Origin of the sequence: Roseovarius nanhaiticus, from assembly GCF_900156535.1 — a bacterium.
In the GTDB taxonomy this organism is placed as follows: Bacteria; Pseudomonadota; Alphaproteobacteria; order Rhodobacterales; family Rhodobacteraceae; genus Roseovarius; species Roseovarius nanhaiticus.
The window spans coordinates 267,627-290,546 of sequence record NZ_FTNV01000001.1 but is presented as its reverse complement, the minus strand read 5'-3'; the positions used below and the strand labels follow the sequence as shown (position 1 = coordinate 290,546).

Annotated in this window: 26 protein-coding genes; 8 read left to right on the top strand and 18 right to left on the bottom strand. The window is 61.9% G+C overall.

Annotation, left to right across the window (positions count from 1 at the left end; translation table 11 throughout):
- Nucleotides 1-15: 15 nt before the first annotated feature.
- From nusA to pip, 3 genes are all read right to left on the bottom strand, one after another.
- Nucleotides 16-1,626, bottom strand: a complete 1,611-nt coding sequence (gene nusA / locus BW975_RS01435; protein ID WP_076530334.1) for a transcription termination factor NusA — start codon at nucleotides 1,624-1,626, stop codon at nucleotides 16-18.
- Nucleotides 1,627-1,631: 5 nt separating this feature from the next.
- Nucleotides 1,632-2,234 (bottom strand): ribosome maturation factor RimP, encoded by a 603-nt coding sequence (gene rimP / locus BW975_RS01430; protein WP_076530331.1) that lies wholly within the window; start codon nucleotides 2,232-2,234, stop codon nucleotides 1,632-1,634.
- Between the two features lie 159 nt (nucleotides 2,235-2,393).
- Complete coding sequence (gene pip / locus BW975_RS01425) at nucleotides 2,394-3,365, bottom strand: prolyl aminopeptidase (RefSeq protein WP_076530329.1); 972 nt, start codon at nucleotides 3,363-3,365, stop codon at nucleotides 2,394-2,396.
- A gap of 48 nt (nucleotides 3,366-3,413) precedes the next feature.
- Between pip and ubiG the strand changes: the two genes are divergently transcribed.
- A complete protein-coding gene (gene ubiG, locus BW975_RS01420; protein ID WP_076530327.1) occupies nucleotides 3,414-4,160 on the top strand; it encodes a bifunctional 2-polyprenyl-6-hydroxyphenol methylase/3-demethylubiquinol 3-O-methyltransferase UbiG in 747 nt (248 codons plus the stop codon).
- A 2-nt stretch (nucleotides 4,161-4,162) separates the two neighbouring features.
- Here the strand turns inward: ubiG and BW975_RS01415 are convergent, their stop codons facing one another.
- Genes BW975_RS01415 through BW975_RS01400 form a run of 4 tightly spaced genes read right to left on the bottom strand, consistent with a single transcriptional unit; the run spans nucleotide 4,163 to nucleotide 6,464 of the window.
- Nucleotides 4,163-4,606 (bottom strand): MarR family winged helix-turn-helix transcriptional regulator, encoded by a 444-nt coding sequence (locus BW975_RS01415; protein ID WP_076530325.1) that lies wholly within the window; start codon nucleotides 4,604-4,606, stop codon nucleotides 4,163-4,165.
- A complete protein-coding gene (locus BW975_RS01410; RefSeq protein WP_076530323.1) occupies nucleotides 4,606-5,436 on the bottom strand; it encodes a carbon-nitrogen hydrolase family protein in 831 nt (276 codons plus the stop codon). Before BW975_RS01410 ends, BW975_RS01415 begins: the two co-directional genes overlap by 1 nt.
- On the bottom strand, nucleotides 5,433-5,690 hold the full coding sequence (grxC, locus tag BW975_RS01405; protein WP_076530321.1) for a glutaredoxin 3: 258 nt from the start codon (nucleotides 5,688-5,690) through the stop codon (nucleotides 5,433-5,435). The genes BW975_RS01410 and grxC overlap by 4 nt, the downstream gene beginning before the upstream one ends.
- Before the next feature lie 36 nt (nucleotides 5,691-5,726).
- Nucleotides 5,727-6,464, bottom strand: coding sequence for a ComF family protein (locus BW975_RS01400; protein WP_076530320.1), 738 nt, complete (start codon nucleotides 6,462-6,464; stop codon nucleotides 5,727-5,729).
- Nucleotides 6,465-6,499: 35 nt separating this feature from the next.
- Here BW975_RS01400 and BW975_RS01395 point away from each other — a divergent pair, with 35 nt between their 5' ends.
- Together BW975_RS01395 and hemH are read left to right on the top strand one after the other, a co-directional pair.
- Nucleotides 6,500-7,318 (top strand): class I SAM-dependent methyltransferase, encoded by an 819-nt coding sequence (locus BW975_RS01395; protein WP_076530318.1) that lies wholly within the window; start codon nucleotides 6,500-6,502, stop codon nucleotides 7,316-7,318.
- 69 nt (nucleotides 7,319-7,387) lie between these two features.
- Nucleotides 7,388-8,461 carry a ferrochelatase gene (gene hemH / locus BW975_RS01390; RefSeq protein WP_076530316.1) on the top strand — a complete coding sequence of 358 codons (1,074 nt, stop codon included), beginning with the start codon at nucleotides 7,388-7,390 and terminating at the stop codon, nucleotides 8,459-8,461.
- A 102-nt stretch (nucleotides 8,462-8,563) separates the two neighbouring features.
- Here the strand turns inward: hemH and BW975_RS01385 are convergent, their stop codons facing one another.
- Nucleotides 8,564-8,752, bottom strand: coding sequence for a hypothetical protein (locus BW975_RS01385; RefSeq protein ID WP_076530314.1), 189 nt, complete (start codon nucleotides 8,750-8,752; stop codon nucleotides 8,564-8,566).
- Nucleotides 8,753-8,896: 144 nt separating this feature from the next.
- Entirely contained in the window at nucleotides 8,897-9,490 is a 594-nt protein-coding gene (locus BW975_RS01380; RefSeq protein ID WP_076530312.1) for a L,D-transpeptidase, read from the bottom strand.
- A 172-nt stretch (nucleotides 9,491-9,662) separates the two neighbouring features.
- On the opposite strand from BW975_RS01380, the gene dalA reads away from it, so the two are divergent.
- Entirely contained in the window at nucleotides 9,663-10,181 is a 519-nt protein-coding gene (gene dalA, locus BW975_RS01375; RefSeq protein ID WP_076530310.1) for a divisome-associated lipoprotein DalA, read from the top strand.
- 109 nt (nucleotides 10,182-10,290) lie between these two features.
- Here the strand turns inward: dalA and BW975_RS01370 are convergent, their stop codons facing one another.
- The 5 genes from BW975_RS01370 to hslO all read right to left on the bottom strand — a co-directional run bounded on the left by BW975_RS01370 (nucleotide 10,291) and on the right by hslO (nucleotide 14,847).
- Complete coding sequence (locus BW975_RS01370) at nucleotides 10,291-10,755, bottom strand: L,D-transpeptidase family protein (protein ID WP_076530308.1); 465 nt, start codon at nucleotides 10,753-10,755, stop codon at nucleotides 10,291-10,293.
- A 114-nt stretch (nucleotides 10,756-10,869) separates the two neighbouring features.
- The gene (locus BW975_RS01365; RefSeq protein WP_076530307.1) at nucleotides 10,870-12,084 is read right to left on the bottom strand and encodes a class I SAM-dependent RNA methyltransferase; all 1,215 of its coding nucleotides are present in this window, start codon (nucleotides 12,082-12,084) and stop codon (nucleotides 10,870-10,872) included.
- A complete protein-coding gene (locus BW975_RS01360) occupies nucleotides 12,081-13,238 on the bottom strand; it encodes a CCA tRNA nucleotidyltransferase (RefSeq protein WP_076530305.1) in 1,158 nt (385 codons plus the stop codon). Before BW975_RS01360 ends, BW975_RS01365 begins: the two co-directional genes overlap by 4 nt.
- Nucleotides 13,238-13,840 (bottom strand): CoA pyrophosphatase, encoded by a 603-nt coding sequence (locus BW975_RS01355; protein WP_076530303.1) that lies wholly within the window; start codon nucleotides 13,838-13,840, stop codon nucleotides 13,238-13,240. Before BW975_RS01355 ends, BW975_RS01360 begins: the two co-directional genes overlap by 1 nt.
- On the bottom strand, nucleotides 13,837-14,847 hold the full coding sequence (gene hslO / locus BW975_RS01350) for an Hsp33 family molecular chaperone HslO (RefSeq protein ID WP_076530301.1): 1,011 nt from the start codon (nucleotides 14,845-14,847) through the stop codon (nucleotides 13,837-13,839). The genes BW975_RS01355 and hslO overlap by 4 nt, the downstream gene beginning before the upstream one ends.
- A gap of 82 nt (nucleotides 14,848-14,929) precedes the next feature.
- Between hslO and BW975_RS01345 the strand changes: the two genes are divergently transcribed.
- A complete protein-coding gene (locus BW975_RS01345) occupies nucleotides 14,930-15,373 on the top strand; it encodes an NUDIX domain-containing protein (RefSeq protein ID WP_076530300.1) in 444 nt (147 codons plus the stop codon).
- Here the strand turns inward: BW975_RS01345 and BW975_RS01340 are convergent.
- Nucleotides 15,348-16,574, bottom strand: coding sequence for a PP2C family protein-serine/threonine phosphatase (locus BW975_RS01340; RefSeq protein WP_092746236.1), 1,227 nt, complete (start codon nucleotides 16,572-16,574; stop codon nucleotides 15,348-15,350). The genes BW975_RS01345 and BW975_RS01340 overlap by 26 nt on opposite strands.
- A gap of 199 nt (nucleotides 16,575-16,773) precedes the next feature.
- Here BW975_RS01340 and BW975_RS01335 point away from each other — a divergent pair, with 199 nt between their 5' ends.
- A complete protein-coding gene (locus tag BW975_RS01335; RefSeq protein ID WP_076530298.1) occupies nucleotides 16,774-17,103 on the top strand; it encodes an Hpt domain-containing protein in 330 nt (109 codons plus the stop codon).
- Between the two features lie 17 nt (nucleotides 17,104-17,120).
- Here the strand turns inward: BW975_RS01335 and ilvA are convergent, their stop codons facing one another.
- Entirely contained in the window at nucleotides 17,121-18,359 is a 1,239-nt protein-coding gene (gene ilvA, locus BW975_RS01330; protein WP_076533265.1) for a threonine ammonia-lyase IlvA, read from the bottom strand.
- A 325-nt stretch (nucleotides 18,360-18,684) separates the two neighbouring features.
- Between ilvA and BW975_RS01325 the strand changes: the two genes are divergently transcribed.
- Complete coding sequence (locus tag BW975_RS01325; RefSeq protein WP_076530297.1) at nucleotides 18,685-19,911, top strand: argininosuccinate synthase; 1,227 nt, start codon at nucleotides 18,685-18,687, stop codon at nucleotides 19,909-19,911.
- An 80-nt stretch (nucleotides 19,912-19,991) separates the two neighbouring features.
- Here the strand turns inward: BW975_RS01325 and BW975_RS01320 are convergent, their stop codons facing one another.
- The gene (locus tag BW975_RS01320) at nucleotides 19,992-20,543 is read right to left on the bottom strand and encodes an ActR/PrrA/RegA family redox response regulator transcription factor (protein ID WP_076530295.1); all 552 of its coding nucleotides are present in this window, start codon (nucleotides 20,541-20,543) and stop codon (nucleotides 19,992-19,994) included.
- A 102-nt stretch (nucleotides 20,544-20,645) separates the two neighbouring features.
- Nucleotides 20,646-21,278, bottom strand: coding sequence for an SCO family protein (locus BW975_RS01315; protein WP_076530294.1), 633 nt, complete (start codon nucleotides 21,276-21,278; stop codon nucleotides 20,646-20,648).
- A gap of 63 nt (nucleotides 21,279-21,341) precedes the next feature.
- On the opposite strand from BW975_RS01315, the gene regB reads away from it, so the two are divergent.
- A complete protein-coding gene (regB, locus tag BW975_RS01310; RefSeq protein ID WP_083687043.1) occupies nucleotides 21,342-22,766 on the top strand; it encodes a sensor histidine kinase RegB in 1,425 nt (474 codons plus the stop codon).
- Nucleotides 22,767-22,920: the final 154 nt, after the last annotated feature.

The window sequence follows — 22,920 nt, the reverse complement described above, 5'->3', positions numbered from 1 at the left end:
TTCCGAGGCCTGCGATCAGGCCTCGGCCTCCTCTTCTGCCGGGTCTTCATCGGCGGCGCCGTCCAATTCTGTGGGATCGACCCAACCCAGCAGAACACGGGCCGTCATTACCATGTCCTGCGCTTCCTCAAGCGACACGTCAAAGGGCTCCAGAAGGCCATCATCCTTGATGCGTTCGCCATCCTGCACGGTCCAGCCACCGGCCAGTTCCCAGTCGGCACAGGTTGCAAAATCTTCCAGCGTCTTGACGCCATCCTCGGCCAACGCCAGCACCATTTGGGGTGTGAGGCCCTCGAATTCAACCAGGCTGTCCTCGACGCCCAACTCGCGCGCCTTGTCCAGCGCCTCCTTGGCCTTCGCCTCCAGGATATCGCGGGCGCGGGCCTGCAACTCGCCAGCGGTATCTTCGTCGACACCGTCGATCACCAGAAGCTCGTCCAGCTCGACATAGGCGACCTCTTCGAGGTTGGTGAAACCTTCCGAGACCAGAAGCTGGGCAAAGAACTCATCCAGGTCCAGTGCGGCCATGAAGAGGCCGGTACGCTCTTCAAATTCTTTCTGGCGGCGCTCGCTATCCTCGGCCTCGGTCATGATGTCGATATCGAGGCCGGTCAGCTGGCTGGCCAGACGCACGTTCTGGCCGCGGCGGCCGATGGCGAGGCTCAGCTGATCCTCGGGCACGACCACGTCGATCTTGCCGGCCTCCTCGTCGAGAACCACCTTCGAGACCTCAGCGGGCTGCAGGGCGTTCACGAGGAACGTCGGCTGGTCATCATTCCACGGAATGATGTCGATCTTTTCGCCCTGAAGCTCGTTCACGACGGCCTGAACGCGGCTGCCGCGCATGCCGACGCAGGCGCCGACGGGGTCGATCGAGTTGTCGTAGGAGATGACGGCGATCTTGGCACGGCTGCCGGGATCGCGGGCCACAGCCTTGATCTCGATGATGCCGTCATAGATCTCGGGCACTTCCATCTTGAAGAGCTCGGCCATGAACTCGGGCGCGGTGCGCGACAGGAAGATCTGCGGGCCGCGCTGCTCGCGGCGCACATCCTTGATGTAGCAGCGGATGCGATCATTGGGGCGATACGCCTCGCGGCCGATCTTCTCGTTGCGGCGCAGGATCGCCTCGCCACGGCCCACATCGACGATGACGTTGCCGTATTCTTCGCGCTTGACGAGACCGTTGATGATGGTCCCGGCGCGGTCCTTGAATTCCTCGAACTGGCGGTCGCGCTCGGCTTCGCGAACTTTCTGCAGGATCACCTGCTTGGCCGATTGCGCGGCGATGCGGCCCATCTCGACAGGAGGGACTTCCTCGATGAACTCGTCGCCCACCTTTGGATCGTCCAGATACTGCTTGGCCTGCTCGACGGTGAACTCGGCCTGGTAATTCTCGACGGCGTCATCCTCAACCACGGTGCGCACGCGAGTGAATGTCGCGCGGCCGGTCTTGCGGTCGATGCTGACGCGAATGTCCATCTCGGCGCCATAGCGCGACTTGGCCGCACGGCTGAGCGATTCTTCCATCGCCTCGACCACCAGACCGGGGTCGATCATCTTTTCGCGGGCGACCGCCTCGGCTGTCTGGAGCAGCTCAAGCTGGTTTGCGGATGTGATTGCCATGGATTTCAGTCCTCCTCAGAACCGGTATCAGTCTGGATTTCGTCAAATTCGTTTTCGTTCATCGTGCCGTCATTGGCAGTGCCTGCCGCCTTGCGCTGGCGCAGCATTTCGCGGATCAGCTCATCGGTCAGGACCAGTTTGGCATCGGCCAGCCAGTCGAATTCCAGCCCGATGGTCACTGTCTCGCCGCCCTCTTCGACATTGATCAGCACCTCGGTGCCCTCGATCCCGGCCAGCATGCCCTTAAAGCGCTTGCGCCCGTCGATCAGATCATTCGTCTCGATCTTGGCCTCATAGCCTTCGAATGCCTCAAAGTCCTTGAGCCGCGTCAACGGGCGGTCGATCCCCGGGCTGCTGACTTCAAGCGTATAGGCATCGGTCAACGGATCCTCGACATCCAGCGTGGCGCTGACAGCCGTCGATACGGCGGCACATTCATCCACCTCGATACCGCCATCGGGCCGGTCGACCATGATCTGCAGCGTGTGATACTTGCCGCCCATCAGACGCACGCGCACCAGTTCCAGCCCAAGATCCTCGATCACCGGGGTGATGATCTCGGCCATGCGGCGGTCGATGGCGGCTTTGGCGATAAGGTCGTTGTTCATCGGTCTCTGGTCAGTCTCGTTCAAGCACAAAAAAACGGGCGCGCGGCCCGTCACGATTTCCGGTGGGTTGCCTTGGTGTGGACCCGAGGCGCGCCGCTGTTGAAAGTCATATAGCGAGAGGTGCGGTGGGATGCAAGGGGGATGGCGCGCGCCGCGCGATCATCCGCGCCTGAGCCTGTCCATCACCCGCACCAGCTCGCCACTGAGTCCCGGCTCGCTGAGGGCGTGGCCAGCGACGGGGATCATATGCAAGCGGCAGCCATGCCAGGCATTTGACAGCGCGTAGGCTGTCGCAGGTGGGCAGATCATGTCATAGCGGCCCTGGACAATTGTGCCGGGCACGAGGCGCAGGCGGTCGATATTGTCCATGATCCAGCCGTCATGTTCGAGAAAGCCGGCATTGATGAAATAGTGATTCTCGAGCCGGGCAAAAGCGCGAGCGTAGTCGGCGGGGCTGTCGCCCCCCACCCCGGTCGAGCGAACGGTGGCCAGCGCGTTTTCCCATCCGCTCCACGCCTTGGCGTGCAGCACCTCGGTATGGTGATCTCCCGAAAAAAGACGCCGGTGATACGCGGCGATCATGTCGTCGCGCTCATCCTCGGGGATGAGATTCTCGAACCGTGCCCATGTCTCGGGCCAGAACCGGCCCGCGCCGCCGCCATAGAACCAGTCAAGCTCGGCCTGCGTCATTGTGAATACGCCGCGCAGTACCAGATGCAGACAGCGGCCGGGATGGGTGATCCCGTAGATCAGCGCCAGCGTCGCGCCCCAGCTGCCGCCGAAGACGATCCATCGGTCGATGCCCAGCGTCGTGCGGATCAGCTCGATATCATCCACCAGGTGCCAAGTCGTGTTGGCCTCGACCGAGGCGTGCGGCTTGGACCGGCCACAGCCGCGCTGATCAAAGAGGATGATGCGATAGGTCTCGGGGTCGAAATAACGGCGCATCGCCGGGCTGCACCCACCACCCGGACCACCGTGAAACACGATGACCGGCACACCATCGGGCTTGCCCGACTGCTCGACATAGACCTCGTGGCCGTCGCCCACGTCCAGCATGCGGCGATCGAAGGGCTCGACCGGGGGATAAAGATACTGCACTGCGCTTTTTGGTCCCGAGATTTTATCCATGACCGCCCTATGTTATCGCGTGAACCAGATGAACACACGGAGAGCAGAATGCAAAGGTCAGCATCGACGATAGACGACGCCGAAGTGGCCAAGTTTCAGGCCATGGCAGAGGAGTGGTGGGACCCCACCGGAAAATTCAAACCGCTGCACATGATGAACCCGTGTCGCCTCGATTACATCACGCAGCAGATCGCCGCCGAGTTCGAGCGCGACCTTGAGGGTGATGCGCCTTTCAAAGGCCTGCGCATCCTCGATATCGGTTGCGGCGGCGGCCTTCTGGCCGAGCCGATAGCGCGCCTTGGCGCCGATGTCGTCGGCGCCGACGCGGCCGAGCGGAACATCCCCGTTGCACGGCTGCACGCCGAGAAATCGGGCCTCGAAATCGACTACCGCCACACCACCGCCGAGGCGATGGCCGAGGCGGGCGAAGAGTTCGATGCCGTGCTGAATATGGAAGTGGTCGAGCATGTCAGCGATCCACTGGCCTACCTGACCGCTTGCCGCGATCTGTTGAAACCGGGCGGGCTTCAGATCTGCTCGACCCTGAACCGCAATCCAAAAAGCTACATCATGGCCATCATCGGAGCCGAGCATGTGATGCGTTGGCTGCCAAAGGGCACGCATGACTGGAACAAGTTCATCACGCCGGACGAGCTGTATGATCTGCTGACGCAGGCCGGGCTGGAGCCTGTGGACCGCAAGGGATTTGTCTTTAATCCGATCAGCTGGAGCTGGTCGATCTCGGACCGGGATCTGAGCTGCAATTACGTGACGGCGAGCCGCAAGCCAGGCTGACCCTATTCCGGCTCAAGCCGGGCGCGCAGGCTGCGAAGGACAGGCAAAGCCGCGCGCACCGGCGCCTCGCCCAATTCTGTCACCACCTCTGAAATCAGCGGGGTGATCGAGGCGACGGCAGCGTCCCGCGCCGTGCGGCCAACGGGACTGATCGACACCAGCTTGCGCCGGGCATCGTCCCAATCGGGGCGGATGTGGACATATCCGGCCCATTCCAGCTTGTGCAAGGTGTTGGTCATGGCGCCGCGTGTGACGTGGAAGTTCTTGGCCAGCTCCGCCGGGCTACGCTCTACTCCCGCCCGCGCCAGGTGATTGAGGACTGAGAAATGCGACACTTCCATGCCCTTGGGCAGAACGCGGCTCAGCTGATTGCGGATCAACTGATCGTTCGTCAGGATCTCGCTGAAAAGCGCGACGGCGAGGGCGTTGGTGGGCGTGTCTTCCATCAGGGGCCGCCGAATTCTGCATCATGCACAAGCGCGGGAATGCGCTGGCGCGCTTGTGCCACCTCGGTCATGTCCAAATCAACGTAAAATACCCCGGTGCCGTCTCCGCCATCGGCAAGAACCTCGCCCCAAGGCGCGACCGCCAGACTATGACCGTAGGTGCGGCGCGGCGCGCCCTGAAAGGCAGCATGGGTTCCGGTCTGGGCTGGCGCTAGCACAAAAGCGCCGGTTTCGATCGCGCGGGCGCGCAGCAGCATGTGCCAATGTGCCGCGCCTGTGACCGGTGAGAAAGCCGAGGGCACCGTGAGGATCTGCGCGCCTTTCTGAGCGAGGTTTCGATAAAGATGCGGAAACCGAACATCGTAGCAGATGGTCATGCCAATCACGCCCAGCGGCGTCCGCGCCAACACAGCCCGATCCCCGGGACGGTAGCCCGCGGACTCGCGATAGCTTTCGCTGTCGCTGATCTGAACATCGAACATATGAATCTTGTCGTATCGCGCGGCGATGCGGCCATCCGGCGCAATCAGAAAGGACCGGTTGGCAAAGCGGCCATCAGCGTCTCCGGTCTTGAGCGCGAGGGAGCCGATCAGCAGCCAGACCTTGCGCCGGGTCGCAAGGTCGCGCAGCGCGGCGAGGGTCATGTCCTCGCCCTCGCGCTGCAAGACCTGCTGCTGGCGCGCGCGGCTGGACGACACGCAGTTGGTGACCTCCGGCGTCAGAATGAACATCGCGCCGGCATCCGCCGCCGCCTCGATCAGCGGCAAGGTCTGCTCCAAGTTCGCGGCGGGGTCGTCACCACTGCACAGCTGGATCAGCGCGGCCTTCATGCCGCCAGAAGTGCGTCCAGCTTGCCCGCCCGCTCCAGCGCGAAGAGATCGTCACAGCCGCCGACATGAACCTCGCCGACGAAGATCTGTGGCACCGTGCGCCCGCCATTCGCACGCTGCGTCATCTCGGCGCGGCGCTCGGGCTGACGGGCGATGTCGATCTCGGAGAAGTTGACGCCTTTCTGCGACAAGAGACGCTTGGCGGCGGTGCAAAAGCCGCATAGGGGCGAGGTGTAGATGTCGACGGCGGCCATGGGGGCGCTCCTTCTATTCAGGGTTTGGCCCTGAATTTAGGTATCCTTGGCCGCGCGCGCCAGTACCAGAATATCGACACCCGCCGCGCCTGCCGCAAGACAGGCATGCGTCGCCGCCGAAAGGGTCGCGCCCGACGTCATCACATCATCAACCAAAAGGACATGCCGCCCCTTCACCCGTTGATGCCTTTTCGGATGCATGCGGATCGTACCCTCCATCGTGGCATGACGCGCGTCACGGCCCATGCCGCCCAGTGACGGCGTCGCACGGGGCCGGATCAGCAGATCGGGGCACATGGGCCGCTCTACCTCGGCGGCAAGGGCGCGGGCCAGCAGGACCGATTGATTATAGCGCCGTTTCAGCAGGCGCAGCCAATGCAAAGGGATCGGGGCAATCAATGTGTCCGCGCGCAGCAGCGGTTTGGCAGCCCGTGACATCCAGACGGCGGCGGGGCCCGCCATGTCCTGACGATCTCCATGCTTGAGCTTGAGGACCATACGGCGGCCGTTCCCGCCATAGACAAGCGCGGCACGTCCCTGTCTCCATGGGCGGGGCGTGCGCAGGCAATCGTCGCAGGTCAGAGTATCGTCCGGCGCGTCAGGACCGGCCAAGAGCGGCACACCGCAGGCGTGGCAAGTCTGTCCCGCGATAAAGGGCGTATCGCGCCAGCACGGGCCACAGAGGCCAAAATCGCTATCCACCAGACCCCCGCAAAAGGTGCAGCGCGCCGGATAGATCAGGCGGATCGCGGATTGAAACCGGGACACCTTCATTTATATGTCACGCTCATGAGCAAGGCCAATCCCCAATGACGACACCGTTGACAGACCGCACCGCGCTAATGCGGCAGCGCGCTCGTGCGCGAGCCAGCGCACCTGCAAGGTTCCTGCACGATGCTGCGATTGCCGAAGTGCAGGATCGTCTGGAAATGGTTAACAAATCATTTACTGAGCCCGCCATCGTGACCGGCTGGCCAGAGCATTGGCAGGCCGTCGTCGAGGACGCCAAGATCGTGCCAGACGATGATACGCTCGATCTCGAGGAGGGCGCACATGATCTGGTCATCCACGCCATGTCGATGCACTGGTCGAATGATCCGGTTGGCCAACTGATCCAGTCGCGCCGCGCCCTGCGCCCGGATGGTCTGTTCCTCGGGGTCATGCCCGGTGGCACCACGCTGAACGAGCTGCGCGCAGCGCTGGCCCAGGCCGAGGCCGAGGTGTCGGGCGGCCTGTCGCCTCGCGTTACCCCCACCGGTGAGGTGCGCGAGCTGGGCGGCCTCTTGCAGCGGGCGGGCATGACGTTGCCGGTTGTCGATAGCGTTCCGTTGACCGCCAGCTATGCGAACATGCACGCGGTGATGCACGACCTACGTGCCATGGGCGAGACCAACGCAATGCACGCAAGGCCGCGGCATTTTGCCCGCCGCGCCCTCTTTGACCGGGCGAGCCAGATCTATGCCGCGAATTTCGGCACGGATGACGGACGGATCAACGCCACATACGATCTGATCTTTCTCACCGGATGGTCGCCCGATGCCTCTCAGCCTCAGCCACTGCGGCCCGGATCCGCCAAGACGCGTCTCGCGGATGCGCTGGGCACGGACGAGACGCCGCTGCGCGATTGACCCTCGCGCGCAATCCCTTATGTGCAGGGTCAAAGCGTGCGCCGCATTTCACAAAAGGACAGATCTCCCATGAACGAGCCCGCCAAGGATGCCACCTGCCCCGTTCACGCGCCCAAGGATCATCCCAATATCCCGCGCGAGAAAACGGGCATCCTTCTGGCCAATCTGGGAACGCCCGACAATTACGACTACTGGTCGATGCGCCGCTATCTGAACGAGTTTCTTTCGGACCGCCGCGTGATCGACTACGCGCCATGGAAATGGCAGCCGCTCTTGCAGCTGATCATCCTGACCAAGCGGCCGTTCACCAGCGGCGCTGCCTACAAATCCATCTGGAACGAGGAGAAGGGCGAAAGCCCCCTGATGACGATCACCCGCGACCAGACCGAGGCGCTGAGCGCTGCGCTGACGGCGGAATATGGCGATGATGTCATGGTCGATTTCTGCATGCGCTACGGCAATCCCTCAACCGAGTCGAAAGTGCGCGAAATGACCGAGGCGGGTTGCACCCGCATTCTTTTCTTCCCGCTTTATCCGCAATATGCGGGCGCCACATCGGCCACGGCGAACGATCAGTTCTTTCGCGCACTGATGAAAGAGACGCGTCAGCCTGCCGCGCGCACGGTCGAGCCCTATTGCGATCACCCCGAATACATCGACGCGCTCGCCCGCTCGATCACCGAGGCATATGCCGACGACATCAACCCCGAAATCCTGGTGGTGTCATACCACGGGATGCCCAAGCGCTACCTGATGCAGGGCGATCCCTACCATTGCCAATGCCAGAAAACGACGCGCCTGCTGAAAGAGCGGCTGGGCTGGGATGACTCGCAGATCACCACGACCTTCCAGTCGGTCTTTGGCCCCGAGGAGTGGTTGAAGCCCTATACCGTCGAAGAGGTCGCGCGGCTTGCCAAAGAAGACGGCAAGAAACGCATCGCTGTCGTCGCGCCGGCCTTTTCGGCCGACTGCATCGAGACGCTGGAAGAGATCAACGAAGAGATCCGGGAAAGCTTCGAGGAGGCGGGCGGTGAGGAGTTCACCTACATTCCCTGCCTCAACGATGGACCAGCGCATATCGAGGCGCTGACCTCCGTGATCCGCGAAAACCTGCAAGGTTGGGTTCACGAAAAGACGGCCTGACAAACGAAAAGGCGCCGGACCTGAAAGGTACGGCGCCTTTGGTGTCTGTTACCAGACAGGTCGCAATGCAATGGCCGCGAAACGCGGACCAGCGCGAATTGCTTAGTCGGCTGCGATGACAGCTGCGATGATCGCCAGAACGACCAGCGGAACCCAGACGCCAGCTGCGGACGAGCTTGCATTGGTCTCTTCGACGATAACCGGAGCTTCCATGACGGGGGGCTCCATGTTGCCGGCGAATGCGGTGGAAGCAGCAGCGGACAGAGCAGCGGCGAGAACGAGTTTCTTCATAGTATCCTCCAGAAATTAGCGTGCGCCACACATCGTGACGGCAAGCACCCAAGACGTTTACCTCGTGTCAATTCTCTAAGCAGCAAATTTCCGTGATTGCAATTGCAACTTCATCGAACCCCATGAGCATGCACCAAAATATCGTCAAATAAGCAACACTTGGGTGCCCACTTTGGTCAAACTGAAAAGCTCGGCGATGTGCTCGTTATAAAGTCCGATGCAGCCATTCGACGATTTACGCCCGATCTTGCGCGTGTCGTGCGTGCCGTGGATACGGTAATACTTCCACCCCAGATACAGCGCATGTGTGCCCAAGGGATTGTCCGGCCCAGGCGGCACGAAGGCCGGCCATTCCGGATTCCGTCTCAGCATATTGGGCGTCGGTGACCAACTGGGGCCATCGACCTTACGCGTCACGCTTGTGCGACCACGCCGGGTCAACTCTTCCGACAATGGGATGGACGACGGGTATAGTTTGTAGGTGCGGCCATCCTCGCTCCAGAAATGCAAGGCACGCGAATCGATGTCGACAAGGACCGCGCCATTGCGCAGCGACTTGAAATAAGGTTGCCATGTCATCGACCGAAAGCTCGAGATGTTGCGACGGACCGACGACGTGATGTCGCTCTCCATCTCGATCGTGCCGGTGCTTTGTGCCAGCGCGGGGGCGCCAATGGCGGCCGCGGCCCCGGCAATGAAGTTACGCCTGCTCAATGGCTTGAAGGGTATTCTGGTCATGTTTTGCACTCCGGCGGACGGTCTGAACGCGATGCGGAAAAGCATATGGCGCGAAAGTCGCAGTCGCAATTCAAACAAGGCAGGTTGGCAAAGTTCCGATCATGTGGGTTTGAAACGCCACGCTCGGCCCTGTAGGGATTGAGGAAACAATAATAATGGACGGTCTCATCCCATGTCGCGCATCCTGATCCTCATCGTCTCCGCCATGCTTGCCCTCAGTGCCTGCGCGCCGCCGCCGCCTCCTGCGCCGCAGATCGGCGCAGATGGCCGGCCGCTGCCGAAGGTCTATCGGATCCGCGCGGGCGACTCCTCGGCGATACAGTTTCGCATGCTCGATTCGGTCAATGCGCTGCGCAGCGCCGCCGGCCGCCAGCCCGTTGAATTGAACGCGCAACTGAACGCTGCCGCCGCAACCCATGCGCGCGATATGTCAGTGCAGAACCGTCCCTGGCATTTCGGCTCTGACGGCTCTTCTCCGATCGACCGGATCGAGCGCGTTGGCTACACTGGCGGTCTTGTAGGCGAAGCGATCTCGGAAACCTACGAGACCGAACTCGAGACCTTGGCGGCGTGGATGGAAGAGCCGGGCACGCGCAACGTCGTCCTGTCACCCAAGGCAAGGCAGATGGGTTTTTCCTGGCTTCAGGAAAGCAATGGCAAGATCTGGTGGACCTTGGTGATGGGCAGCTAGGCACACCTAGCCACCGACCAGAGACAAATAAGCGCCGGTGCGGTCATCCCGCTCCGGCGCTTTCATTGTTCTCCAAATACTCAAAAACGGCGTATCTGACGCCCTGCCCTCACGGATAGAGCGTGATCGGCGTTCCGTCCTTGACCATCGCATAGACCCATTCGATCTCCTTGTTGGTCAGGGCGATGCAACCTGCCGTCCAGTCCGGACCTTTGCGGCCTTTGAACCCGTTCGGAAGACCGTGAATGAAAATGTCGCCTCCAGGACTTTTGCCACGCTCGCGCGCCTGCATCCGGTCCAGAGCGTTGGGATAGGAAATACCGATCGACAGGTGAAACTTGCTATTCGGGTTGCGTCGGTCGATCAGATAAGTGCCTTCGGGCGTACGCCCGTCGCCTTCCTCGTATTTATGGCCGCGGGGTGCGAAGCCCAAGTCGAAATCATAGGATTCCAGCACCCGGTCATGATGCAGCAGATACATCTTGCGCTCGGTTTTCTTGACCACGACATGCGTGACCTCGGGGCCGTTATACGTCTTGAATTTGGATCCGCAGGCCGCAAGGCCAAGGACCATTAGCGTAACGGCCAGAAACTTGATAATTTTCACGTGCTCACCTCGGTTTTATTTTTTTAGGCAAGATACGCTAAAACCGGGGTGCCGAGATAGGGGAAAAACCGCCGCAGACCATCAAATCAGTGTCAGACGGGCCACCAGTTCGACATGGCTGGACCAGCGAAACTGGTCGACCACCCGCACGGCCTCAAGGCGGTAGCCAGCAGTGATCGCCGCCGCAGCGTTCCGCGCGAAAGTCACGGCGTTGCATGACACATAGGCAATCCGCGGCACGCGTGCCGCAATGAGCTGCGCCATCTGCGCCTCGGCACCAGCGCGAGGTGGGTCAATCACGGCGCCATCGAATTTTGAAAGCTCATCCGGCAAAAGCGGCCGGCGGAAAAGGTCGCGCGCCTCTACGCTCAGCTGCTTGAGCCCTTCGGCCTTCCGCCAGCCTGCATCCATCGCCTCGGTCATTGCCGCATCACCTTCGACCGCGTGCACCCGCGCGGCGGCGCAAAGCGGCAGGGCGAATGTTCCGCATCCGGCAAACAGGTCAACGATCCGCGTCGCACCTTTCAGCGCGTCCTGCACATCGGCCAGCAATGCGGTCTCGCCCTCGGATGTGGCTTGCAAAAAGGCGCCGGGCGGGGGCGTCACCAGCGCCGCACCAAAGCGTTGGAGCGGAGCCTGGCGCATCGCGATCACCTCGCCCTCCCAGGCCAGCCGCGCAAGGTCCAGCGTCTCGGCCATCTGGGCCAGCAAGGCGCGCAGCGGCCCATCCAGATCCTTACCGCCCGTCACGTTCACGTCCAGCCCGCCCTGCGACAGGCACACTGCAACATCGAGGGTGCCCTTGCGCGTGCCGGCATGCTGCGCCAGCGCCTCGGCTACCGGAATGGCGCGCATCAGATCCGGATGAAGCAGACGGCAATCGGGTATTTCGATGATCACATCCGATGCACGGCCATGAAAGCCCGCCATTGCCGCCTTTTTGGTGCGCCGCGCCGACAGGGTCGCGCGCCGCCGGGCTTGTGCCGGCGAGGTCGCTATGGGCAAAAATACGGTATCAACGCCATGCGCGGCCAAGGCCGTTCGCACTACGTCTTCCTTGAATTGCGCAACGAAGGCATCATCCGCATGCTGCAACTGGCATCCACCGCAGGCCTTGAAATGACGGCACGGCGGGGCGACCCGGCGGTCGCTGGGCGTTTCGATCCGGATGTCGGTCAGTCGCTGGCCATCGAGCACGCCCGTCACCCGCTCACCCGGCAAGGTCATGGGGGCAAAGACCGGCCCTGCGGCGATACCGTCGCCCTGATGGCCCAGTCTTTCGATCAGATGGCTCATGCACTTTCCTCCAGTAGATCGTCACGGCCCAGCGTGAAACGAGATGCGATCCAACGTGCTTCAAGTGCGCGCAGCCGCGCGCCCAGTGCAGCACCCTGGTAGGCGGGCATCAGATCTGCGGCGACGATGGGAAAACGCTGACGCGCGCCATGATTGGCGGCGGCCAAAGCGCCAGGGTCAAGCGGCTGCTCGAATATCGCGGCACGCAGCAGAAGGATATCGCGCGCGGCTTCCGCCCCGTTCAGGTAGCCCAGCACTTCAGGCGACGTCATATCGCCAAGCCCGCCCTTGAGGACGTCCAGCCGCGCGGAGTCCGCATTGCTGAGACGCAGATGGCCTTGCGCATCCTCGCCGCCCAGCGCAGCAAGCCGGCGCACAGAGTCCGGCCCGATGGAGCCGGCCTCCGCCTCAAGATGGATCAGCGGCGCCAGCGCACGGCTGTCGGCCCCGGGCAACAGACGGGTCAGAACACCGACCCTGTCCATCGCGGCAACAGCAGGCGCCGGATCGGGTGCCGCCAGAAGGCGCAATACTTCCGAGCCAACCCGTTCGCGCGCAAGGCCATCAAGACCATCAAGATTGTCCGCCACGGCGGCGAGCCCATCGGAATCCATGCCCCGCGCGCCGCCATATTGCGCGTGAAAACGAAAGAATCGCAGGATGCGCAGATAATCTTCGCGAATGCGCGTTCCCGCATCCTCGATGAACCTCACCCGCCGCGCCATCACATCGGGCAGCCCGCCAAGAGGGTCAATCACTGTACCATCGGCGCCGACATAGAGCGCGTTCATCGTGAAATCTCGGCGGCGCGCATCCCGTGTGATATCATCCGTAAAATCGACGGTTGCATGGCGCCCATCCGTCTCGACATCCTGGCGGAATGTCGTGATTTCGAACGGCGTTCCTTGCAGCACCAGGGTCACGGTCCCGTGGCCGATACCCGTTGGGATAGCCTTTATGCCGGCAGCCTCAGCCAACTGCATCATCTGCTCGGGCACCGCATCCGTCGCGAGGTCCAGATCACCCACCGGCTCGCCCAGGAGCGCATTGCGCACGGCGCCGCCGACCAGATAGACGCGGTGGCCCGCCGCCTCGAAAGCATCGAAGATCGTGACGAGTGGCGCCTCTGTCAGCCATGCCTCTTCGATTCGCATCAGGGCCCCGCCACATCCGCCAGAGCGCGCAACATGCGCGCCGTCGCGCCCCAGATATAGTAGGGGCCGTAAGGCACGGCGTAATAGCGCCGCAAGGTGCCGCGCCAGTACCGCCCCTCGATCTGAAACATTTTTGGGTCCAGCAGATGAGGCAACGGCACATCGAACACCTCGGCAACCTCGCCCGCCTCAGGGATAGGGGTAAAGGGCGCGCGGACGCGGGCAATGACGGGCGTCACGACATAGCCGGTCACCGTCTCATGAACGGGCAGATGACCCAGCACCTCGACGTTCGAGGGATCCAAGCCGATTTCCTCCTGCGCCTCGCGCAAGGCGGCGGCTGTCACATCCGCATCGCCCTCATCCTGCTTTCCGCCCGGAAACGCGATCTGGCCGGGATGCTGCTTGAGCGCAGAGGAGCGTTGCGTCAGCAAGATGCGCGGCCCATTCGATGTGGTCAGAAGAGGCACAAGGACGCCCGCAGGTCGCAACATGCGCCCTTCTGGCAAAACCGTTTCGGGGTTCAGGTCAAAATCGGACGTCGCCGCGCCCGTCCGGCCCAGCGCCCCAGCGATCTGCGCGATGAGATCAGGCGCGCTCATGCGTCGCCTTGGTCGCCCGTATCTTGGCCCGCCTCAAAGCCCAGCGTCGCAGGGTCCAGATCGTAGTGGGCACCGCAGAATTGGCAATCGGCGGTCACGCGGCCATCGTCGGTGGTCATCGTGTCGATATCCTTGGACGAATAGATCGAAAGGCTCTGGCGCACGCGCTCTTCCGAGCAAGTGCAGCCGAACCGCACGGCCTGTGCATCATAGACGCGAGGCGCCTCCTCGTGAAAGAGCCGCAGCAACAGATCCGTGGGCGCGATGCTGGGTCCGATCAGTTCGAGCGCGTCGACCGTATCGAGCAGGATGTTCGCGCGGGCCCAATTCTCGCCCTCGGGGCCATCGGGTGCGACGTCCTCTGGCTGTAGCAAGCCGCCATCGCCCGTCCCGCCCTCGGGCGCCGGGGCGAAAGGAGATGCTTTGGGCATATGCTGAAGCATGACGCCGCCCGCGCGCCAATGCTCGGGGCCATCCGCCTCGGTCGAGCGGCCAAAGCTGAGCGAGAAGCGCGTAGGAATTTGCTCGGACTGCGCAAAATACGCCTCTGCGCAGGCGCGCAGACTGCCGCCCGCAAGCGGCGTGATCCCTTGGTATGGAGTCGTGCCTTTGCCCTGATCGATCATGATGGCGAAATATCCCTCGCCAACCTGAGAGAACGGGTCTTCATCCGTCAAGCGGTCGGCGTCATAGCTGGCATAGGCGCGGACGCGCGCAGGTTCGCCATCCTCGGTGGGGCCGTAATAGTCGGTCGCGATCATGCGAACGGGGCCGTTCGACTGCACCTGCAGCGACAGCTTCCAGCGCAGCTTGATGGTCTGGCCGATCAACGCGGTCAGCAGCGCCATCTCTGCCACAAGCGCCTCGACCACCGGGGGATACTCATGCTGCTTGAGAATGCCGCCAAGCACGCCATCTAGGCGCGCAACACGGCCCCGAATATCCGAATTGTCCAGTTGGAAGGGAAGAACTGTGTCGTCCCAGCCAAGTTTGTCACCAATGCTCATGGGGGTTTCCTTATGTGCCGCAGGTTGGCATATCGCGAAGATATAGGCAGGGGCAACCCGACGTCCAATAGGAGCAAGCGAGATGATCAGACGAGTGGGGCAGCCGCCGCAGCGTGGTCAATCCTATAGATTGCGCCACGGCGTCTATGCGCTGCTGCCGATCGAGGGCGGCTTGCTCGTCACGCTTCAGCACGCGCCGCAGCCGGAATTGCAGCTGCCGGGTGGCGGTATCGACCCGGGCGAATCGCCGCTGCGCGCGCTTTTCCGCGAAGTCATGGAGGAAACCGGCTGGTCCATCGCGGCGCCGCAGCGGATCGGGGCGTTCCGGCGTTTCGTCTTTATGCCGGAATACGACATGTGGGCGGAAAAGCTGTGTGCGGTCTATAGCGCGCGGCCCGTGCGCCAGATATGCGATCCGACCGAGCCGGGCCACACGCCAGTCGTGATCGACGTCGCCACCGCAGTGCGCGATCTGGGCAACGAAGGCGACCGAATGTTTGTCAATCGCTGGGCACGCTCGGCTTGATTTCCAGCAAGATGGCCGAGACATCGTCGGCGAAGGTATCCGTGCCGGCGAATTCCGCGAGCTTCCAGACCAGCGCCTCGAGACAGGCAAGCGCCGGCGTGGCGCGCAACTCGGACAGCAGATCGGCAAGCCCCTCGTCATCCAGAAGACGGCCGTCCTTGCCAGCGCATTCGGTCACCCCATCCGAGTGGATCATCAGGCGGTCACCCGGCCGCAGCATCACCTCGAACTCTTGATATTCCGCACCCGGAATAAGACCGACAGGCAATCCACCCGCGCCCAGCATCTCGACCCGGCCATTGGCGCGCTGGACCGCCGGGTAGGGATGCCCTGCCTGCGCCATGACGACACGGCCCGACGCGAGATCCACGTCGGCCAGCAGGAGCGTGAAGTAATGCTCGGTGTCAAGTTCGCTTAGAAAAAGATCATTGAGCGCAGCAATCGTTTCAGCAGGAGGGCGCATCGCATAGCTGCCATCATCACAGCGGTAGAGCGCGACATTCTGCTCGGGCGCTGCGCCCGAGAGGTAGCCAGCCAGCCGCGCCGTCATGAGCGCCGAACTGACGCCATGGCCTGACACGTCAAGTCCGTAGAGCCCAATGCGCGTTTCGCTGATCTGGAACATACCCACCAGGTCGCCGCCCACATGGCCCGAGGAGCGCAAAAGCATCGACACCTCGGCCCTTCCAAAGTCGCGGTGACGGTCACTGACCAAGGATTGCTGAAGCTTCTTGGCCTCCATCAGATCGGCATCAAGCGATGCATAAAGCGCGCGCAGCTGGTTCAGCGTGGAATTTACCAGTCGGTTTTTCTCCGTCAGCTCCCGCTCCATCTGCAGAATACGGGCGCCAGCGGCGATGCGGGCGCGCAACTCGCCCGGATCGACTGGTTTCGTCAGAAAATCATCGGCGCCCGCATCCAGACCATGGGCGATCTCGGCCTTGTCAGACTTGGACGTAAGCAGGATGAAATACCCGTAGTTCTCACGGGTCATTTGCCGAAACGCGTCGCAGAATTCGAGCCCGGACATTCCCGGCATCATCCAATCGCTGAGCACCAGGTCAGGCGGCATGTCGCGGCAAATTTCCAACGCTTGATGGCCTGACTCGGCCTCCATCACCGTAAAACCCCATTTTTTCAGAGACGCAGAAAGGATGCGGCGCTGAAGCCGGCTGTCATCAACAACAAGAACGCGGCCAATGGTCCGTTTGTCATCGGATAATTCTGGCTGAGCCGAGAGGGGCGTAATATGCGACACAATGCTTTTCCGTACTCCAATGACGTCACATTAACGCACGGCGCGTTAACAGCCGGTGAATGACGTCCAGGTGGCAATTTGCACGCTTCGTAACCTCCGGTTAATCGCTTTGGACCACATTGACCGAATGAGAGGAGCCGCAATGATTGACTGGGCCAAGGTTTCGCAGTTACGGGATGAAATCGGCGCCGAGGATTTTAGCGAAGTCGTCGATCTGTTCCTCACAGAGGTCGAAGGCGAGATCGGCGATCTACGCCCCGAAGCGCCCACCGAATCGCTTGAAGCACAACTGCATTTTCTGAAGGGCAGCGCGCTGAACCTTGGATTTCACGAGTTCGCAAAGCTCTGTCAGGCGGGAGAGTCCGCCGCCGGCGCGGGCCGCGCCGAAGGCGTGGACGTCCGCGCAATCATTGGCAGCTTTGCCAAGTCCAAGGCCGCATTTCTAGCTGGCCTCCCCCGCCTCGCACCCTGAGCCATCCCCGCGCAGGATCAGATCAGGAACTCGGCCAACACCTGGTCATCGGTGATGTCGCGATAGGTAAACCCTGCCTCGCTCAACGCCGACAAAAGCCGCGCAAAATTTTCTTCGCGACTGGTCTCGATCCCGATCAGGACCGATCCAAAATTGCGCGCCGACTTCTTGAGATACTCGAAACGCGCGATGTCATCATCGGGCCCCAGAAGATTGAGAAAATCCTTGAGCGCGCCAGGTCGCTGCGGCAGACGCAAAATGAAGTATTTCTTGACGCCCGAATGACGTTGCGCGCGCTCCTTCACCTCGGGCAACCGCTCGAAATCGAAATTCCCGCCCGAGGTTACGCAGACCACCGTCTTGCCTCGGATCCGGTTGCGCATGTCCTTCAGCGCGTCTACCGCCAACGCCCCGGCAGGCTCCAGCACGATGCCCTCGATGTTCAGCATCTCGATCATCGTGGTGCAAAGCCTGTCCTCGTCCACGGTAACGACTTGGCCCGGATCCAGGTGGGCCAGCCGCGCAAAGGTGCGCGCACCGATCTGGGCCACTGCCGCGCCATCGGCGAAGTTGTTCACATGATCGAGCCGCACAGGCGTACCGGACATCAGCGCAGCCCTCAGACTAGCACCGCCCATCGGCTCGACCAGCGTGATCTCGGCGCGGTCCGCGACATAGCTGGTCACGCCGGAGGACAGGCCCCCGCCCCCCACAGGCATCACGATATGATCTGGCATGCCGCCCAAATCACGTTCGATTTCGACCATGACCGAGGCCTGACCCTCGATCACGTCCTCATCATCGAAAGGGGACAGGAAATGGCCCCCATTCTGCGCGCAATAGTTCTGCGCAGCGGCGAGTGTAACGTCGAAGTAATCGCCCGTAAGCTCGATGCGCACATTGTCGCCGCCAAAGATGCGTGTTTTGCCAATCTTCTGCTGCGGCGTCGTGACAGGCATGAAAATCACACCCTCGACCCCGAAATGCCGGCACATGAAGGCCACGCCCTGCGCATGATTGCCCGCGCTGGCGCATACGAAAACAGGCGCATCGCCGCCCGGCGCCAATACCTTGCGCATCGCGTTGAACGCTCCGCGCAGCTTGTAGGATCGCACCGGCGTCAGATCCTCCCGCTTGAGCAGGATGTTGGCCTCGTAGCGCTCGGACAAATGCTCGTTTCGTTGCAGAGGCGTTGCATCGAACACTTCGCGCATCAGCGCCTCTGCGGCGCGGGCATTTTGCTGAAAATCACTCATGCCACCTGCCTGCCGCAAGAGCGGCCGCCGCACAAGGGGCGACGCGTGTCCGTCAGCATGCGAATACCGCGCGCAGTCGTCGATGTAGAGGCCGTAACTGGCCGTCAGGATACTGGCGGTGACAAGACCGAACAGCAGGGTGGTCGGCCGTCGCAGCCAGGCAATGCATGCGCATAGATATTCAAATATTCCAATCTGCATCCCAACAAGTCAGCGTCTGAACATTGAGCGACAACCTTGCCGCGTCAGCAAGGTCCCACCAACCTTGCCTGCCCTTGCGAAACCCGCTAAGCCCCTGCGCGACCCTGACAAAGGAAAATTGCACATGTCCGCGCCCAAGAAAGTCGTGCTGGCCTATTCCGGCGGCCTCGACACCTCGATCATCCTGAAATGGCTGCAGACCGAGTACGGCTGCGAGGTGGTGACCTTCACCGCCGATCTGGGCCAGGGCGAAGAGTTGGAGCCCGCCCGCGAAAAAGCCGTGATGCTGGGGATCGACCCCAAGAACATCTATATCGAGGATGTGCGCGAGGAATTCGTGCGCGATTTCGTCTTTCCGATGTTCCGCGCCAATGCGCTTTACGAGGGGCTCTACCTGCTGGGCACGTCGATTGCCCGCCCGCTGATCTCCAAACGCCTTGTCGAGATCGCGCATGAGACCGGCGCCGATGCGGTTGCGCATGGCGCCACCGGCAAAGGCAACGATCAGGTTAGGTTCGAGTTGGCGGCCTATGCGCTCGACCCCGACATCAAGGTGATTGCGCCTTGGCGCGAGTGGGATCTGACCAGCCGCACCCGTCTGCTCGATTTCGCTGAAAAGAACCAGATCCCCATCGCCAAGGACAAGCGCGGCGAGGCACCGTTCAGCGTCGACGCCAACCTCCTGCACACCTCGTCCGAAGGCAAGGTACTGGAGGATCCCGCCGAGATGGCGCCCGATTACGTCTATCAGCGCACCGTTGCGCCGGAGGATGCCCCGAACGAGCCCGAATTCATCGAAGTCGGCTTCGAGCGCGGCGATGCCGTGTCGATCAACGGCGAGGCCCTCAGCCCCGCGACGATCCTCACCCGCCTCAACGAGCTGGGTGGCAAGCACGGTATTGGTCGGCTCGATTTTGTCGAAAACCGCTTTGTCGGCATGAAATCCCGCGGCATCTACGAGACGCCCGGCGGCACCGTCCTCTTGGAGGCACATCGCGGGATCGAGCAGATCACGCTCGATTCAGGGGCAGGCCACCTCAAGGACAGCCTGATGCCCCGCTACGCCGAGCTGATCTATAACGGATTCTGGTTCTCGCCCGAGCGCGAGATGCTGCAAGCGGCTATCGACAAGAGCCAGGAACACGTCACCGGCACGGTCAAGCTGAAGCTCTACAAAGGCGCCGCCACCTGTGTTGGCCGCTGGTCGGATCATTCGCTCTATTCCGAGGCGCATGTGACGTTCGAGGATGACGCGGGCGCCTATGATCAAAAGGATGCTGCAGGCTTCATCCAGCTCAACGCGCTCCGCCTCAAGCTCTTGGCCGCGCGCAAACGCCGCCTCAAGAGCTAAAGGTGTAAAAGGGGCCAGCCCGCCCCTTCATCTTGGCAAAAATACTCATTTGGACGCCGGCAAGCATCGCCGGCGTTCACTTATCTGGGCGAGCGTTTCGCCAAGATCCGCTGAAGCGTCCGGCGGTGCATATTCAGGCGCCGGGCCGTTTCGGACACGTTGCGATCACATAGCTCAAACACGCGCTGGATATGCTCCCAGCGCACACGGTCCGCGCTCATCGGATTTTCTGGGGGAGGCGGCATGTCGTCCCCGGTCGCCATCAGCGCGTTGGTGATGTCATTCGCGTCGGCGGGTTTCGACAGATAGTCCGTCGCACCGATCTTGACCGCCGCGACAGCGGTCGCAATGGCGCCGTATCCAGTAAGAACGACAACCCGGCTCTCCGGCCGCTTGTCGCGAATGACCTCGACCACGTCCAGCCCGTTGCCATCCTCCAGCCGCAGATCGCAGACCGCATAAGCAGGGGGGCGCGCTTCGGCCGCTGCCTTGCCTTCAGCCACCGAAAGCGCCACCTCGACGTTAAAGCCGCGCTTTTCCATTGCCTTGGCCAGACGGCGTACGAACGCCTCGTCGTCGTCAACCAGCAGCAGCGAGGGATCCTCGCCCAGGTTCAGCTCTGTCTCGGCCATCAGGCGCGCTCCAATCCAGTGAATTCTACTGGGAGAGGTAGGTCGCGCGCATGTCTGGGTCAAATGACGTTCGGGCAATTACGTCCGGGGCATCCGCCGGCTTCAGGAACTGGCCTCGACAAAGCACTGCACCTTGTCCGCCATTTCCTCTCCGCTCGTCTCGCGGCGGAAGAATTCGACGAATCCCTCATCGGGCAGTGTGAGATATGTGAAGGTTGAGTGATCGACGAGATAGTAGTCCTCCTCACCCTCCGCCGGCTCATGCGCCTTGTAGAAGGTGCGGTATGCGCGGCTGGCCGCCTGGATCTGCTCGGGCGAACCTGTAAGGCCCAGCATGCGGGGGTGCATGGCGTGGGTGAAGTCATCGACCACTTCCGGCGTGTCGCGTGCCGGATCGACCGATATGAAGATCGGTTTCACCATGATGCCGCGCTCTTCGAGGATTTCGGTGGCGACCGCATTGCGCGCCACATCCAGCGGGCAAACGTCGGGGCAGAACGTGTAGCCGAAATAGATCAAGGACGGCTGGTCGATCACTTCGGCGCTGGTCACGGTCTTGCCCGTCTCGTCGACCAGCGTGAAGTCTCCGCCGATATCTGCGCCGCCATCGGCCACCGCGGTGCTGCGGCACTGCGCAAAGGCATCATCCCCGCCGCGTCCTGCAGTAATCAGGTATATGCCTCCCAGAACGGCGACCAGGGCGAGACCGGCGGCAATGGCGAAGATGCGCGTCATTTGAAAATCCTTGGCATGGGGCAACTGCTGGGCAAGTGCATGTGTTTGTGCCACATCTACCCCATGAAATACAGGACACAAGAGGGCGATTCATCGCAGATCGGCTCCAGCATCGCGGTCGCTCCTAGTGGCCGCGGCGCTTGGATCAGGCTGCGCACGCTGATCTTGTTGAGGTGGTGGGCCATCGTTGGCCAGATTTCAGCACTGATAGTCGTCGAACACTTCATGAATATCGAGGTCGAAACGGGCCTTTGCTATTTGGTGATCGGTGCCGGCATCGTCAGCAATCTTGTCGCCTCCACGGTCTTCCCTGCGACCAAGCGTCTCAGTGAGGCCGAAAACCTTGCGGTTGTCCTCTTTGATCTGCTGCAGCTGGGCCTACTGCTCTATCTCACCGGTGGGCTGAACAACCCCTTTTCCGTTCTGATCGTCGGGCCGGTGATCGTCTCGGCCTCGTCGCTCTCCTCGCGCTCGACCCTGTTTCTTGGGCTGACGGCGATCGTGATCGTTACTGCCCTCGCGCGGTTTCACCTCGATCTGCGCAGCGAGGCGGGTTTCGTCATGCAGATGCCCGCGATCTTTTTATTCGGCACATGGGTGGCGATCGTGATCGGCATCGTTTTCCTGGGCGTCTACTCGCGCTGGATTGTGACGGAAATGCACGCCATGTCCGGCGCGCTTCAGGCAACGCAGATGGCCCTCGCGCGCGAGCAGAAGCTGACAGATCTGGGCGGCGTTGTTGCCGCCGCAGCGCACGAGCTGGGCACGCCTTTGGCCACGATCAAGCTGACCAGTGCCGAACTGGCCGACGATCTGCCCGAGGGCAGCGAGATGCGCGAGGATGCGCTTTTGATCAGTCAGCAGGCCGACCGGTGCCGCGATATTCTCCGCTCGATGGGGCGGGCCGGCAAAGACGACATGCATCTGCGCCGGGCGCCTTTTACCGCCGTCGTCGAAGAGGCAAGCGAGCCGCACGCGGATCGCGGCAAGACAGTGATTTTCGACCATGGCGCACTGGGCGGCGATCACGGTGGGCCTCCGGTCATCCTGCGGCGCCCAGAAGTGATCCACGGCCTGCGCAACCTGATCCAGAATGCCGTGGATTTTGCAGATGCGAATGTCTGGATCGAGACCCGCTGGGCGCCCGGACGGATCACCTTGCGCATCATGGATGACGGACCGGGGTTTCCGGCTCATCTGCTCGGGCGCATCGGCGATCCGCTTATCCGGCGCCGCCCTCGCGGGATCGGATCAATCGGACGGCGGCCGGGATATGAGGGGATGGGCCTTGGCCTTTTCATCGCCAAGACCCTGCTGGAGCGGTCGGGCGCGGATCTCAGCTTTGCCAACGGCTCAGACAGCTTTCGCGGCGATTCGGGGATGCACGAGCGGACCGGCGCAGTGGTCGAGGTCATCTGGCCAAGGTCGGCATTGGAGATTGGAGGAGCAAGCGAGGGTATCGGCCCGAACGAGCCCATAACGTCCTGATAAAAGGTTTTTTCCACTCATTCGATGAGCCTCAAAGGAGCTTAACGCGGTATTAACCTACTTCGGCGCAGTCTCGATCCCGGAACAGGATCGGAAGGGTCATTGAAATGCTGTGGGTGCAATTATGCGCGGTCGCTGGGGCCATCTCTCTGGC